Origin of the sequence: Bdellovibrio sp. HCB-110, assembly GCF_047323225.1 — a bacterium.
In the GTDB taxonomy this organism is placed as follows: Bacteria; Bdellovibrionota; Bdellovibrionia; order Bdellovibrionales; family Bdellovibrionaceae; genus Bdellovibrio.
Window position 1 is genome coordinate 313,463 of record NZ_CP178750.1, and the last position, 15,213, is coordinate 328,675.

Annotated in this window: 10 protein-coding genes; 9 read left to right on the forward strand and 1 reads right to left on the reverse strand. The window is 42.7% G+C overall.

Annotation, left to right across the window (positions count from 1 at the left end; all coding sequences use genetic code 11):
- The first annotated feature begins 177 nt into the window (after positions 1-177).
- Both ACL934_RS01490 and ACL934_RS01495 read left to right on the forward strand, forming a co-directional pair.
- Complete coding sequence (locus ACL934_RS01490) at positions 178-780, forward strand: gamma-glutamylcyclotransferase (RefSeq protein ID WP_374077008.1); 603 nt, start codon at positions 178-180, stop codon at positions 778-780.
- The gene (locus ACL934_RS01495) at positions 773-1,252 is read left to right on the forward strand and encodes a tRNA (cytidine(34)-2'-O)-methyltransferase (protein WP_374077010.1); all 480 of its coding nucleotides are present in this window, start codon (positions 773-775) and stop codon (positions 1,250-1,252) included. Before ACL934_RS01490 ends, ACL934_RS01495 begins: the two co-directional genes overlap by 8 nt.
- A 4-nt stretch (positions 1,253-1,256) precedes the next feature.
- Here the strand turns inward: ACL934_RS01495 and ACL934_RS01500 are convergent, their stop codons facing one another.
- Entirely contained in the window at positions 1,257-2,075 is an 819-nt protein-coding gene (locus ACL934_RS01500) for a TIGR02147 family protein (RefSeq protein ID WP_374077012.1), read from the reverse strand.
- Positions 2,076-2,202: 127 nt separating this feature from the next.
- On the opposite strand from ACL934_RS01500, the gene ACL934_RS01505 reads away from it, so the two are divergent.
- The 7 genes from ACL934_RS01505 (at position 2,203) to ACL934_RS01535 (ending at position 15,093) form a co-directional block, all read left to right on the forward strand.
- A complete protein-coding gene (locus ACL934_RS01505; RefSeq protein WP_374077014.1) occupies positions 2,203-3,282 on the forward strand; it encodes a hypothetical protein in 1,080 nt (359 codons plus the stop codon).
- 480 nt (positions 3,283-3,762) lie between these two features.
- Positions 3,763-6,435: a preprotein translocase subunit SecA gene (secA, locus tag ACL934_RS01510; RefSeq protein ID WP_374077016.1), complete on the forward strand. Its 2,673-nt coding sequence runs from the start codon at positions 3,763-3,765 to the stop codon at positions 6,433-6,435.
- A gap of 120 nt (positions 6,436-6,555) precedes the next feature.
- Complete coding sequence (locus tag ACL934_RS01515) at positions 6,556-7,275, forward strand: hypothetical protein (RefSeq protein ID WP_374077017.1); 720 nt, start codon at positions 6,556-6,558, stop codon at positions 7,273-7,275.
- Complete coding sequence (locus ACL934_RS01520; protein ID WP_374077019.1) at positions 7,256-7,837, forward strand: hypothetical protein; 582 nt, start codon at positions 7,256-7,258, stop codon at positions 7,835-7,837. The genes ACL934_RS01515 and ACL934_RS01520 overlap by 20 nt, the downstream gene beginning before the upstream one ends.
- Before the next feature lie 279 nt (positions 7,838-8,116).
- Positions 8,117-10,306 (forward strand): IPT/TIG domain-containing protein, encoded by a 2,190-nt coding sequence (locus ACL934_RS01525; protein ID WP_374077021.1) that lies wholly within the window; start codon positions 8,117-8,119, stop codon positions 10,304-10,306.
- 1 nt (position 10,307) lies between these two features.
- Complete coding sequence (locus tag ACL934_RS01530) at positions 10,308-11,336, forward strand: hypothetical protein (protein ID WP_374077023.1); 1,029 nt, start codon at positions 10,308-10,310, stop codon at positions 11,334-11,336.
- 40 nt (positions 11,337-11,376) lie between these two features.
- Positions 11,377-15,093 carry an RHS repeat domain-containing protein gene (locus tag ACL934_RS01535; RefSeq protein ID WP_374077024.1) on the forward strand — a complete coding sequence of 1,239 codons (3,717 nt, stop codon included), beginning with the start codon at positions 11,377-11,379 and terminating at the stop codon, positions 15,091-15,093.
- Positions 15,094-15,213 lie beyond the last annotated feature (120 nt).

The following is a 15,213-nucleotide window of genomic DNA, read 5'->3' on the forward strand; positions in this document are numbered from 1 at the left end:
AAAACAGTTAAAGTCATTTGATTTTTTTAATTTCCAATAACGCGAAACAGTAAGTGTCACCGTTTTGGAAAAAATGACGAAACCCCGAGAAAGCGGCTTGCGGTGGGTTGTGGTTTTTGGTACACACGGGACCTCTTTTTCGGAAAATCACTATTGTTGTCGTGCTCGGGGGGGATAATGACTACAACACGTTTTTTCGTCTACGGATCTTTTTGTGAAGGCATGGTCCATTTCGCAAAGATTCAAAATTTCGTGGAATCTTCAATATTTGCGCGTGCTAAGGCCACGGCATATCGTCTGAAAGTAGGCTTTCCGGCGATCGTTAAGGGGGGCTGTGACTTGGTGCCGGGCCAACTGGTTGAACTCAAAGGATCAGAGCTTTTGCTCGGTCTATTGGACGAGTTCTTTGGCTTTAATCGCCAGGACCCAGATCAGAGCCTTTACTCTAGGGAAGAAGTCGAAGTGTTCCCGGAGGGAGCATCGCAAGCAGTGAAAGCTTGGATTTATTTTTTAAATCCTTTAAAACTGCCCGTGAATGCAGCGGTGATTCCCGGTGGAGACTGGAAAAGATCCATGGAGGAACAACCTGTTTTGACTTCAAAGTTGACTGAAAAACAGGTGACCTACATTCAAAAATTGGGACGCTCCACTGGCCGAGAGATTGTTCCCATCGACCTCACTTTGTATCGTGAGTTGATGAACTTAGAGTTGATCGTCGATAAAGGTCGTCGTTTGGCTCTCTCAAAACTCGGCCAAGAGGTTTATAAGCATCTTGCCTGAGACTCAGAAATTATTCCGCATTGTTCTTATCGAGCCCGAGATTCCGCAAAACACCGGAAACATCGGGCGCACATGTGTGGCCACGAACTGTGAGCTGCACATCGTGGGTAAAATGGGTTTTGAAATCAATGACACCAATCTCAAACGCGCGGGCCTTGACTACTGGCCTCATCTGACGTGGCACCGACACGAAACTTTCGCGGACTGGTGGAAGCACGTCGAAGATCCCTCTAGAATCTGGCTTTTCACGACAAAAACAAAACGCACTTATTTTGAACCTGATTACAAACATGGTGACTGGTTTGTTTTTGGAAAAGAAACGAAGGGACTTGATCCCGATTTACTTCTTCAATATCCCAATCAAACGGTGACGATCCCAATGATTGGTGAAGGTGCAAGAAGTTTAAATCTCGCAACAAGTGTTGCCATCGCCGCATACGAAGGCGTTAGACAAATCAATTTCAAAAAATAAAAGACTAGCGAGATTTTTTTTCGCGAAGACTAAACCAGTCAATATTCAAACAGCGCAATACCTCTGACTCAGAGGCTGCTGCTTTCTTGGTTGATTTGGTCACAAGCTCTACAAGGAGTTGCCGAATTTCTTGTGCGGCTTCTTCAGACAAAGCCATAGGGCCTGTATAAAAAAGATCTTCTTCACTGACACTGTCCAAAGCTTGAAGGCTTTTCAGCCTCCAGTTGATATGGTGTCGGGTGACGAAAGGGGAATCGTGACCTACGTGTGTCACCTGCGGACCAATTTCAAGTCTATCTTTACGGGAGACGATGAGTTTATTTTTTAAAAGAAAGTCGACTACTTTTGCCACGAGCGACCGATCTAAATTCAAATGCTCAGCGATGGCGCCGATATTTTTTAGCTTTGGAATGGAAACTCCAAGACGAATGGCGCTGTAATACCATTGTGAATAAAAGGTGGCTTTGTCTTCATCCGTAAACTTTTGATGAGCAACACGATTCTTTAATGCGGTGGCGGCTCTTCGCGAGTCTTCGAGTTGTTTGGAGAAAACTTTTTTTAATTGATGAGACCCTGCTCGAGACTGCTGAATTAGAAGAAGTAGGTAATCTCTTTCAGGATCTGTTAAGCCAATATATTCGCTCACGGAGAGAGCTTGTTCCAAGGTTAAGTCCCGTGAACCACGAAAGACTTGGCTCATCACGACGGAATTCACTCCTAAATGCAGCGCTAATCGTCGAAGTTGTCCGTGGCCGTGCTGAGGCTGCTCTTTAATCCAATCGTTGATACATTGTTTATAGTCATGATAGTCAAAGATGTTCATGGTCGCTCCCGCATTGCAATGTTAGCGTAAATGTTAACTTTAAGGATAACAATTAAATTAAAATATGTAGCAAGGGGGGTGCCTCCTGGTGCTACCGTTAGATAGTAAAACCATGGAAGGAATAGTTATGAGATTTCTAAAAACCTTAATTTTGCTGTCCATTTCTTTTTTGTTTGCTGCTTGCCAAGTTTCCGTCAAACCCTCAACTCTAGAGTATTCTCGCGGAGTCAATTCCAATGAAAATGTTCAGACGGATGTTGGAGGCGTTGATGGTGGCGGAGGAAAGGGCATCGTCTGTCGTGACGCTCAAGGAGTAATTCAATCAGCAGAGTTGCTAGATCTTTATGAAGGTAAGTCGATGTATGGACTTAATATTCGAAAATCAGATCTACCTATACAGGAACAGGTTAATAAAGCTTTACAGGTAATTCCAGCTACGTCTCGATCTCTTTTCGAAGTTTTCGCCGATATTGTTATACGCAAGATGGTGCTTCTGCCTTCTGGAACAAAATTGCTACCTGTTGATGATTCTTTTGAAATTATTTTGCCGAAGGGGTGTGAGGCTGAACAAGTCGCTCACTATTATAGTGACGACCGCATTTTGGTAGACCGAGATATCTGGGATCATATGAGCGAGACAGATAAAAGCGCTCTTATTTTGCATGAAGCTGTTTATAGAGTGAATCGTGCAATGGGCGCAAAAGACTCCCGTGGATCTCGTCATACGGTTATGCATCTTTTTGATCCCGCAACTCAGTGGACGGATGTGAATGAGGGCGTTCCTGAAACTGCTTTGAATTGCATATCAATGAAAAACGGAACACTTAGTGCTTGGGCGTATAAGAACTCTCAAGGTTTCTGGGTGTTGCAGTTTCAAATTTTGGGGAAAAGTCTCCTTGTCAGTAAGAAAACAATTTGGATCCCTCGCTTAAACATAGGAACACCGCAGGAAATAAACTTCGATGAGGCTAAATTGTCCACAATACGTCGCGGTAACGATCTCGTTGGGACATCGACTTCAATAGCTGGTTCGCTGCAATCCAGTTTTGAAAATGATGACATTCTTACTATTACAAAGCGTTGGGAATCTTTGGAAAACGGTAATCAGGCTCCGCGGTATTATTTAAGTTGGCGATCCCAGACTTTCCCAAATCTATCCGCTAACGAGCAACTTCTAAATTGCGGAGTTTCGCTTCCGAAGAAATAACGTGGTTCTAAAAATGCAAAAGCGAGAATGGCCTTTGCCAGACTCGCTTTTGGTGGATCTCCTGTCCGAAAACTTACAGGAGGTGTCCGATGCGTAAAAACCAGTACTTACGTATTCGACGCGTTTTAAAGATTACTAAAGGTCTTTTGATCATCGTCTTGTTAATCTTGACGATGGTCGCAAAGTTCAAAGCTCTTTAACTCAAACCTCCAACAAGTAACGAGCACAGTCCAGGGACTAGTGACTGAGATGCGGACTGTTTAATCCGATAGGAGTTGAAACACGGATGAGTCTGGTGAGGGCACCTATAAATTCAATGCGTAACTTGTATTCGCGTTTGAGTTCGTCAAGGTGAGCTTCGCACGAATTTCGTCTTTGGTCCTGAAATTCAATTTCTCGAATGAAATCGAGTTAATGACGCGACTAGAAATCACCCCTTTGCTTGTCGCTGGGATGTCTTTCGGTCTATCCTCATAGGCTATGGTTACACAAATTCTCACAAAAATGTTCGGAACGAAGCACGACCGTGAAATGAAAAAGATCCAACCTACAGTGGATCGTATCAATGCGCTAGAGCCTCAAATGGCAGCGCTCACGGATGAACAACTCAAAGCCAAGACGCCAGAATTCCAAGAGCGCCTTAGAAAAGGCGAAACAGTTGATGACATCTTACCTGAGGCTTTCGCGGTTTGCCGCGAAGCTTCGAAGCGCGTTTTGGGAATGCGCCACTATGATGTGCAATTGATCGGTGGAATTATTCTTAATCGCGGCAACATCGCCGAAATGAGAACGGGTGAAGGTAAAACGCTTGTGGCGACTTTACCAGTATACCTCAATGCTCTTACTGGCAAAGGTGCTCACCTAGTAACCGTGAATGATTACCTAGTTCGCCGTGATGCCGAGTGGATGGGCCGTCTTTATGGATGGTTGGGTCTTACGACAGGTATTATCGTGCATGGTTTGAACGACCAACAACGTAAGCAAATGTATGCTTGCGATATCACGTACTGTACGAACAATGAACTTGGTTTCGATTACCTTCGCGACAACATGAAGTTTGATTTGAATGATTACGTTCAACGCGGTCACAACTATGCGATCGTGGATGAGTGTGACTCCATCCTGGTCGATGAAGCGCGTACGCCGCTCATCATCTCGGGTCCTGCGGAATCTTCGACAGATAAATACTACGCTGTGAATGCGATCATCCCGCAATTGAAGCGCGATGTGCATTTCACAATGGAAGAAAAAACGAAAACGGCTTCTTTGACAGACGAAGGAAATGCGAAAGTCGAAGAGTTGATGGGTCTTTCAAACCTTTACGATCCACAAAACATCGAAATCCTTCACCACGTTTACCAAGGTTTGAAGGCTTACTATCTTTACCGTCGTGACGTTGAATACATGATCAAAGACGGTGAGATCGTGATCGTCGATGAATTCACGGGTCGTTTGATGCCGGGTCGCCGTTGGAGTGACGGTCTTCACCAAGCTATCGAAGCTAAAGAAGGCGTGGAAGTGAAGTCCGAGAACCAAACTTTGGCGACCATCACGTTCCAAAACTACTTCCGCATGTACGACAAACTTTCAGGCATGACGGGAACAGCGGACACAGAAGCTGTCGAGTTTAAGAAAATCTATAAACTTGATGTGAACGTGATTCCGACTAATAAACCGATTCAACGTAAAGACCAAGAAGACGTTGTTTATAAGTCTGAAAATGCGAAATACAAAGCGATCACGAAAGACATCAAAGAACGTATCAGCAAAGGACAACCGATCCTTGTCGGTACGGAGTCGATTGAAAAATCTGAGGCCTTAAGTTCATTCCTTAGAAAAGAGGGCGTGAAGCACGAAGTTCTGAACGCGAAACAACATGAACGCGAAGCTGAAATCGTGGCTCAAGCAGGTCGTAAAGGTGCTGTGACTATTGCTACAAATATGGCGGGTCGTGGTACTGACATCATGCTTGGTGGTAATGCCGAAATGCTTGCGAAATCCGCAGTGGGTAACGATGACTCTCCGGAATTCCAAGAAGCACTAGCGAAAATCAAACCGCAAGTGGATGCAGAGCGCGCGGAAGTACGTGCTTTGGGTGGTCTCTATATTATCGGTACGGAAAGACATGAATCTCGTCGTATCGACAATCAGCTTCGTGGTCGTGCCGGTCGTCAAGGGGACCCAGGTGAATCTCGCTTCTATCTTTCTTTGGAAGATAAATTGATGAGAATCTTCAACGGTGAGCGCATCCAAAAAATCATGGAAATGCTCAACATTCCTGAAGATGAACCGATCACAGCTAAAATGGTGACGAATGCCATCGAAGGTGCTCAACGCAAAGTCGAAGGTCATAACTTTGATATTCGTAAAAACTTGATGGAGTACGACTCTGTCATGAATGCGCAAAGAAACGCGATCTATGGAATGCGTAGAAAAGTTCTTGAAGGTCAAGAGATCGAAAGAACAACTTTGGATTGGCTGGGCGACGTTGTTTCCGGTCTTCTCGATACGTACATTCCTGAAAACGGTAAAAAAGAAGAGTGGAGTCTTGAAGGACTTAATAATTCTTTGGCGCAAACTTTCGGTTTCAAAGCTGAGTTCGACAAAATGGCGATCAACTCTGAAACAGTTACCGATGCCGTTAAAAACGGCGTGAAGGAAGTTTTTGAACGTCAAAAATCTTCAATGGGTCCTTTCTTTGAACAAGTTCAAAAAATGATCTTGCTTCAAAGCATCGACAATCACTGGAAGAACCACTTGTACGTGATCGATAAATTGAAAGAAGGTATCGGCCTTCGTGGTTACGCACAAAAAGATCCTTTGATTGAGTACAAAAAAGAAGCTTTTAAAGCTTTTGAAACTTTGAACAACACAATCAAAAATGATGCGATTGAGAAAATCATGCGTGTTCAACTTGTAGCTCAGCAATCTGAGGAGCAAGTTCTTGAAAGTCTTCGTCCTGAAGAGGCAGACTTGGATGAGTTAGATTATTCATCTCCTTCAGAGTCTGACATTGGACATAGCTTGCCTGAAGTGGGCGGCTCTGAAGAACCAACACGCAAAATGACTTTCCAAAGTGGTCCTCGTGACGACCGTCCGATGAACCGCGAAGAACGTCGTCGTTTGGAAAAACAAGGTAAAGGAAAACGATAATTGATTTCTTGTCCGAGTTGCCAGAAACCGGTAGAGATTCTTGATAAGCATTTGGGGACCTTATTTACGTGTCCCCACTGCAACGCAGTTTACTTTATCGACTGGAACGGGCAACCGGAAATGGCTGAACACGAACCGGAACCGGTTGTTGAGCCTGAGTTAGAACAAGAAATTGAAACTCCACAGTCCTTCGAAGGAGGGACTGATTTCGAAGGCGGTGCCGATTTTCAAGCAGGCACCGATTTCCAAAATCCACCACAGCAAGATTATTCCAATTACAGTGCGGGCGCAGGAACAAGTGAAGAGTTTGTTCCTCATGCGGAGCCGACTTTCAGTGGTGAGATTCCACAAAGTGTTCCTGAAGAGATGGCTCCTCAAGAAGATCCTTATTTAACGCCGGCGGAAGAAATACCTCCAGGAACTGAAATTGAAACTCCACAAAATCATGAAGAAGCTCACGCGGCACCTGTCGAAGAAGCTCCTTATGATTTTAGCCAAACCTTAGATCGCATTCCGGAGCCAGTAACGCCTTCGGGAACTCCGGATACAGCGGATTTTTCAGACGTTACGGATTTTGCCAATGCCGATACAACGGCAGGTCCTCTCACATACGCGGTTATCATTGAAGGTATCGAGTCGAGCCACCTTTTAATGCAATTAAAGGAAGCCATGACGGATTCCCGTTTTGGTTGGGACGTGGCGGAGATTCTAAATCATGTCGGCGGAGGTCGCCTCATTTTGCGAGGATTATCTCCGGCTAAAGCATCTGTCCTAATCAACCGAATTAAATATCTGCCTTTTAAAATTTCGTGGAGGCAAGATGTTCTCTCTGGTTCCTAAGATTTTGTTAAGCTTTTTGACAGTCTCTTCTTTAGCGATGGCTGAAGAACATGGCGCTGCTCCTGCCGCGACTGAGCCGGCCAAAGAAATCAAAACCACAGAAGAAAGTTTCGCCGTGGTGCAAGCGCGAGTGCAGGGCTTGGAAGCCAAGGTGCGCGCGGGAGAAACCGAGATTCAAAAGCTGATCTTGGAAAAACAACACACGAAAGATCCCGAGAAAGTGAACGAGATCATTAAACAGATGATCACTCTTCACAAAGAACTTGCCGGAACTTTAAGAGAATACGACCAACAAAGAGCTCTTCTGAAATACCGCTACCCGGAAAAGGGCCAAGTGGAAAAAAGAGAGTATGAGCGCATTGAGCTTAAATCCATCGAAGATATGGAAACTCAGATGAGTCTAAGTTCTTCGGTGAAACGCACGTTAAAAAAAGTCCGTTCGCAATACGGCGACGGAAATAAAAATGCGGATTCTGAAGACGGCGCTCATGACGCTGTAAAAAAGAAACAGGCTCAAGAACCCGCACCGAGCCTAGTTGACCCTGTGATTTTAAAAAAATAATTAAAAGCAAAATATTAAGAGATTTAGTGAGTGAAAACGAAAGTGTTTTAAAAGAACTCTTTGTTATCTAGTATTTAGTTCAAATCCAAATACTCTATTCATTATAAGTTGTTTACCAGCTGGGGACTTTTTTTATTCTATGTTGTTTCTTCACTCAAACCTTCAATTTATAAACAAACAAAAATTGATGCATTATGATAAATAAAAAACTGTTGATATTTGCCAAACTTGAAATGTTAAAATCTGATGATAAACAAAAAATAATTCATGGAGATGGCAATGTTCAAATACGTCCTAACATTGATACTAATACTTGTGGCGCAGGCAAGTTTCGCTGCTAAAGCGAAATTTTATTCCACGAGAGCTTCAGCTTTTAATTCATTTATTCAAGCTTTGAATGAAAGCCCGCAATTCTCTTTGGCATCAATTAGGCTTTCGCCATTGGATCCAAAACAAGGTGATAAAATAACTGCTTTTGTGGAGCTTAAAACGGAATACGCAGGCAATGGTCAAATCCGTCCAATTGTTTCCGGTAAGCTTGATGGCAAGGATGTTACTCTTCTAAGTCGCGGTCCTGGGCTTTGGATTCTACAGCCCACGCTTGTGCAAACCTTGGGCGAACATAAGCTAGATCTGCAACTGTGGTTGGAGGATCAAGCGGCAGCTCAGGAAATTAGGAAAGCAATGACAGCTCTTAATCAAGAGCTTGTTCGTCTTAGCTCAGATCTGAATCGTGAAAGAGATTCTAAGAAGAAGACAGAAATTCAACGATTGATTGACGAAAAATCTCGACAGAAATTTGATCTTGAAAACACATTGAGCGCTTTGAAGCGTCCAGTTGGTACGAAGACTGAAAGATTTTATGTCATGGAAGCAGATTCTTCTAGTGCCGTATATCCAAAAATCACTGCAGTTCAACCGCAGAGTGGTGATATAAATGGTGGCACAGGTGTGACAATCCATGGGCAGAATTTGGATAACGTTATCTCCCTTAAAATTGGAACTACAACTATCCCCCTTTCACAATTGAATATCTCATCATCGAAGATTGAATTTATAACTCCTGCACTTGCTGCAGGGCTGAATTCAATCGAGGTTACGAAAACCATCAACGGAGAAGATGTAATCTCAAAACTAGAGAATGCTTTCTTTGCATTGGATGGGAATCAGAACTCTCAACAGGCATATCCTACAGCCTTCGCTGGTTTGCCGACCAATGGTAAAGTCGGCGAACCGATTCAGTTAGATGGGTCACAATCTTATGATCCTGCGGGTTCAAACTTGTCTTATAGTTGGTCAATTGTCTCGAGACCCGCATTGGCTAGTGGTGGTGACGGTACTTTTTCTGGGAATGATGTTGTGAACCCAACCTTTGTTGCATTAACTGAGGGAACATGGGTGCTGGCTCTTACGGTGAACAATGGAAGTAAATCGAGTGTACCTAGTTTGACCACCGTGACGGTTGGATCGCTAGCGCCCATTACTATTATTCCTTCCTCCGTTGATATTACAGGACCTGTGAGCTTGCCTGCTGGTGGAACACTAACAATTTGTAATAACAAGTCATCGAAAATTTCTTTGCAGCTGGTTTCTGGTGTTGGTTTTTATCTTGGACTTGGCTTTACCGAAATACTTCCCTTAGCTTGTATTCATACATCTTGGAATGGACAAATCGGAACGGAAATAAAGAGCGGGAATGCAAAAGTGGTTATACTGGAGAAACCGCTCACGTCTATAGATCTTCCATTTGTATTCCGTCCGCAAGAGTCAATTGTTAGACTTTATGCTGATTCAGCTAACTCCAACGAGATTATCTCATTTCTTCAGTTGGCCCCAACATATGATGAAACCTCTGTCACCAATGTCTTTGTGAAGAATACTTCTAATCGGACGGTTAGCTTAACGAGTGAGCCTTTGGTTACTCTTATTGGAGCATCTACTAACTTCCCGCAAGAAGGAATCTCGTTGTTACCCGGACAGGTTTTTGAACTACAAATCATGACACCATTAGAAAACTTTCCGGTGAACGGCGAGGGCAAATTAATCTGGAAGACGACAGATGAAGGGCTTCCCCTGATTGTTAATTTATCTGGACAACGATTATCGGCACCTCAGAATACATCAATAACATTTAACTTTAATGATACTCCACTGGGCCAAAACTCAAGTTTAGGAATGATTGATTTTTGCAATAGGTTTATCGGCTACTGCCCTGGCGTATTTCGTTTGACTGAGGTTGAGCTTGTGCAAATCGGAGGTCCATCACAAGGAGTATTCAGTTTTAATAAATCGTGGAACTCTTTACCTTTCGATTTCGGAAACGGCTGGGAGCCAAATGCTCTGTGGATTGAACCAATATTTACGCCATCTCAGGCTGGAGCTTATGGGGGCACTATAATGCTGAAAGTGAGAGGTTACTCGCAGCCATTTACAATCTCTTTCACTGGAAATGCAACGGAGGTAAATTAATATGAAACGCTTCTTGCTAGCTTTATTATTTCTGAAGTCGAGTTTTTCTTTAGCGGCAGCCCCGGCCTTTGTGGAGTTGAGCTCTGATAAAGTTTTTTATCAAATCGGAGACCAAGCTGTACTTATGGCAACAGTATCTACCCAGCCGAATAATCCGGCGGTGGAGGTCTACTTGGAAGGTAAGCTCGATGGAAATGCGATCAAGCTTATAAAAATATCCGATTCGATTTCTTCTGCAGTAACGCCAATATTTAATGCAGAAGGAAATTTCGAATTTGAGATAAAGGCATACTTTCAGGATAAAAAATTTGCGAAAGATACCACGATTGCCATGGCGGGTCTTCAAAAGGAAATCATTTTTTTGCAAGAAAAATTGAGCACTGAAACGAATCCGACAAAAAGGAATTTGCTTCAGCAAGCTATAGACCGAGATCGCGCAGATTTAATTTCTTTAGAAAATAACCTGATCGTTCATCGTCTTTTAGTCGAGACCAAAGCAATTAATCTGTCGGTATCAAGTGCGCAAGAAAGCCGTGCTCCACTACATCCTGCTCTCGTTATTACCACTGATCATGCGGATAACACCTATAGTTCAGGTGAGACTGCTGTACTAAATGCTCATGTCTATACTAACTTAATTGGTCAATTGGATGGGCCTCAAGAAACGATTATTTCAGCAACGATTGATGAAGAAGCTATTTACGAAATTTTCGAGGAGACACCGGATCACTACCTCATTAAAACCACATTTGATGAATTCAATAGCGTGGGTGATCACGAAATTGTTGGCACTCTTTGGGTTCGTAACAAAGCAAGATCCAATAAACTGAGAGATGCAATCACAAAAGCTGAAAAAAGAAGAGCGGAACAGATTGTTTTAAAAGACAATACAGAAGATCCATATCTCGAAGCGTACTACCAAATGGAAATTGATGACCTTTCAAAAATTATCGATTCTTACTATTTGGTTTTGGATGGAATAAAATCTCGCTTCGCTGAAACGCGTATCATCTTATCTGTTACTCAGTAGAACTAGAGAATATACATTTTTAAAGATTGGCGGGCGTTTTATGAAAAATGGAATTTTTAAGTTTTGGACGACCATTTTGCTGTCCGGATTCATCTGCTCAGTGGGAAGGGGAAGTCTACCGTCCACTGAAGTTAGCGTGGGTACCGTGCTTATTAAGGCCGACAGAAATTTCGGAGATGTGGAGATAGGAAGCTCCGCCGCTCTATCAGTCCAGGTATGCGCTGTTTGTCACGCAGAGAGTTGCTCACCACCATACGTTACGGTTGCCGGGGTGCACGCCTCCGGAGCTGGGTTCAAAATGGACTCAGATAGATGTACAGGTAAAAATATTGGTATTGGTCGATGCTGCAAAGAAACCGTTGAATTTGCACCCGAGTCAGAAGGAGAGCGATCGGGGAATGTTGTTTTTTCAATGCGAAATTCTACGAATTCGACTGTGACTTGGTCTTTATCCGGAAACGGTATCGCTGCTGAAGAACTCCCACCAGATGATTCCGCTCTTAGTTGCAATGTTCCTGCCCATTCATCGATCAATGTAGATTCATTATCCTTGGAAGAACAAATTCCTCTGACGGGTGTACCATTCTTCCTAGCCTATTCAAGTAGCAGACTGCGACCGAAGTACCCTTTTAGCGTTAAAGGTTTTGGCCTTGGTGGTTGGTCCCCAAGTATAGTTCATTCTTATGATCCTTTTAAAAGAGTATTGTATTCTGGCGATGGTTCCTCTCGTCCCGTAGAAGCAGTGGAAACCGAGACAGGTTATTACGCGACAAATTCATCGGGTACTGAGATTTACTTCTTTGATTCAAATGGAAAACATTTACAAACAAAGAATACTCTTATCGGAAACTTAATTTTTTTTATTGCTTACGATGAGCAAAATCGTATTCAGTCGATCTCGGATCAATATAATAACGTAACGTCTTTTGTCTTCACCGACGCTCAAGTTGAAATAGTTTCACCTTATGGTCAAAGAACAAGAATTCTTTTTGATAATAATGGATGGCTTAAATCTGTGACGAACCCCAACAATGAGACATATAGCGTCGACATAAATGCAAATGGATTTATTATTGGATTCCAAAAGCCAGCGGGACAAAAGAGTATCGTTACTTATGACGAGGAAGGCCTTGTCGTGAAGGATCAAGGAGCGGGTGGAGATTTCGTAAGCTTTCTTCGTTTATTTGATGCTTCAACATTAAAGCAAACCGTCACAAAAACGACAGCAATGAATAGAACGACCCAATATATCTCCTCAGTAGTTTTAGGCGACTCGCAAAGATCCACGGTGAGTTCGTACGGCGCTAGCTCGAGTTCCACAAATACAAAAGATGGAAGCTCATCTGTGGATTCGCATGGGATTGTACATTCCACGTCATATACAGACGACCCACGTTTTGGTTCAATGGCATCTTATACGAGTTCAGATAGCGTTACATATCCGGATCAATCAATTTCAACTATAATTAGCAAAAGTATTTCTGCTGTTTTATCGGACGAAAATGATCCGCTAAGTTTAGCGTCTTTAAGAGTGACGACAACTTTGCAAAACGATTCTTCGAGAGTTTTTACTTCAGAATATAATTCTTCGGAAAGAGTGTTAACATCTACTTCTGCCGAAGGACGTAAGGTTCATCAGACCCTTAGTGTGAACGGACAAGTGGCAAGTGTGCAAAAGGGAAATTTAACGCCAACACTTTTTAATTATGATGGCCGTGGTCGAGTTAGCTCAATTCAGCAAGGTGATAGAACAATGTCCTTTGCTTACGACGAATTTGGCAACTTAGAATCTAGCACGGATTATTATGGCCGAGTTACGCAGTATAGGTACGACGGTGCGAATCGAGTGACTCAAAAAATTTCTCCGAGCGGCAATAGTGTTTCGATGAGTTACGATGCCAATGGAAACATGATCGGTATTGCTCCTGCAGGTCGTAAGATGCACAAGTTTGTTTATAATTTATTTGAACTTGTCGGTGAGTATTTGCCACCCCAAGTTAGCGCTTGGGTTACGGGTTCAACACTTTATAAGTACAATTTAGATCAGCAGCCCATCGCTATTTATCGACCTGACGGTAAAAAAATTGAAATGAATTATGGAGCCGATACCGGATTGTTAACTTCTATCAATACGGATGGTGAAACGTACCTGTTTGACTATTTGCCACAGTCAAATCTCGTGAAATCTGTTGTTTCACCTTCTGGAGAAACAATTTCGAATCAATATATAGGGAATCTTTTGTCGTCCATAGAGTATGCGGGTCCGGTCCGAGGGAAAGTAGGTTATTTTTATGCTCAAGACAGGTCTCTATCTGCAATTTCCGTGAGCGATAGCAAAGGAGCGACATCTTCTATTGCTAACTCCTACGACAAAGACGGAGTTCTAACATCAATCGGTAATATGGAATATCAGCTAAATAGTGTGGGCGCCATCGTCGGGTCGAATATAGGTATATTGAAAAGTGCTAGCTCGTATGACAGTTATGGCAAGATAAAGTCGAATAGTTACAGAAGCCTCAGTAAGGAAGTTATTGATTATAAATATGTGCATGATAAGTACGGACGAATTTTAGCGATTAGCGAAAAAATTAAAGGTTCCGCTTCCAAGGCTGAATACGAATACGATTCAGATGGACGTTTGGTGGGTGTATATTCATACGGCTCGTTGGTACACGAATACAAGTACGACTCGAACGGTAACAGAGTATACACGAAAAATGGACTAGGACAATTTGTTGGTATTTATGATGAGCAGGATAGATTGCTAAAGTATGGCCCGTTTGATTTTAAGTACACGGCAAACGGCGATTTAAGTGAAAAAATAGAACATGTTTCGCAGAAATCAGGAAAGCAAATATTAAAGAAAACGAAATATTTTTACGATGCCTTTGGAAACTTACGAGCTGTTCTTCTTCCGACAAATAAGCGGATTGATTATATCGTGGATGGCCTTAATCGTCGAATTGGAAAAATGGTAGATGGTAAGTTAGTGCAAGGTTTTATTTACCAGTCTCAAAATCAGATAGCTGCGGAACTCGATAAGGATGGAAATCTCGTTAAGAGATTTGTTTATGGTTCCAAGGCTAATGTACCTGATTACATGATTTATAAAGGACGCGAATATCAAATTATTTCGAACCATGTGGGTACTCCTCGCTTTGTGGTAGACTCTCTAACAGGAAATATTTTAGAAGAATTGCAGTTTGATGAGTTTGGAATTCCATCCACGGAGAGAATTGATTCGATCAGTCCTTTTGGATTTGCTGGCGGTTTATATGATCGGGATACAGGTTTAATAAGATTTGGGATGCGGGATTATGATCCTGAAACTGGCAGATGGACCTCTAAGGACCCTATTCTTTTTGGTGGCGGTGACACGAATTTGTTTGGATATGCGGCCAATGACCCGATTAACAAATTTGATCCCGAAGGAAAGAGTGCAGTTGCAGTGACGGCATGTATTGGTTATTTCGCAGCCACGGGATACAATGATGTAAAAAGTTATTTAAGTATAAATGATGCATTGAAAGCAGCAAGACAAGCTGCAATAAAAAGCCGACAAGCCATTCTCGACGAGGTTTCTAAGCCTTGCCCTGATACAAATAGACTGGCAGAGTTGGAGAGTATTCTTAGCAGAAGCACTCAGGATGCTTTACGTTTGGAGCAAGAAGCTGGCAAAGCATTAAATGATCTTGGAGGATATCCAGAGAGTTTTGGAGAATGTCTTGCCGTGGCGGTTTTAATCCCTTCATTCTAGGATTTACGTTATGAGAATCATTTTTACGGCAGTAACTTTTGCCTTACTTACAATCTCAATCATCATGTCAAGATGGGTAGCAGAGAGCTACCCTGGAAACGACGTTCTAAATACTCACAG

What these genes read in the sequence shown, in the direction of transcription:
- ACL934_RS01490 (WP_374077008.1), top strand. Translation starts at nt 178, where the DNA reads ATGACTACAACACGTTTTTTCGTCTACGGATCTTTTTGTGAAGGCATG.
- ACL934_RS01500 (WP_374077012.1), bottom strand. Translation starts at nt 2,075, where the DNA reads ATGAACATCTTTGACTATCATGACTATAAACAATGTATCAACGATTGG.
- ACL934_RS01505 (WP_374077014.1), top strand. Translation starts at nt 2,203, where the DNA reads ATGAGATTTCTAAAAACCTTAATTTTGCTGTCCATTTCTTTTTTGTTT.
- secA (WP_374077016.1), top strand. Translation starts at nt 3,763, where the DNA reads ATGGTTACACAAATTCTCACAAAAATGTTCGGAACGAAGCACGACCGT.
- ACL934_RS01515 (WP_374077017.1), top strand. Translation starts at nt 6,556, where the DNA reads ATGGCTGAACACGAACCGGAACCGGTTGTTGAGCCTGAGTTAGAACAA.
- ACL934_RS01520 (WP_374077019.1), top strand. Translation starts at nt 7,256, where the DNA reads ATGTTCTCTCTGGTTCCTAAGATTTTGTTAAGCTTTTTGACAGTCTCT.
- ACL934_RS01525 (WP_374077021.1), top strand. Translation starts at nt 8,117, where the DNA reads ATGTTCAAATACGTCCTAACATTGATACTAATACTTGTGGCGCAGGCA.
- ACL934_RS01530 (WP_374077023.1), top strand. Translation starts at nt 10,308, where the DNA reads ATGAAACGCTTCTTGCTAGCTTTATTATTTCTGAAGTCGAGTTTTTCT.
- ACL934_RS01535 (WP_374077024.1), top strand. Translation starts at nt 11,377, where the DNA reads ATGAAAAATGGAATTTTTAAGTTTTGGACGACCATTTTGCTGTCCGGA.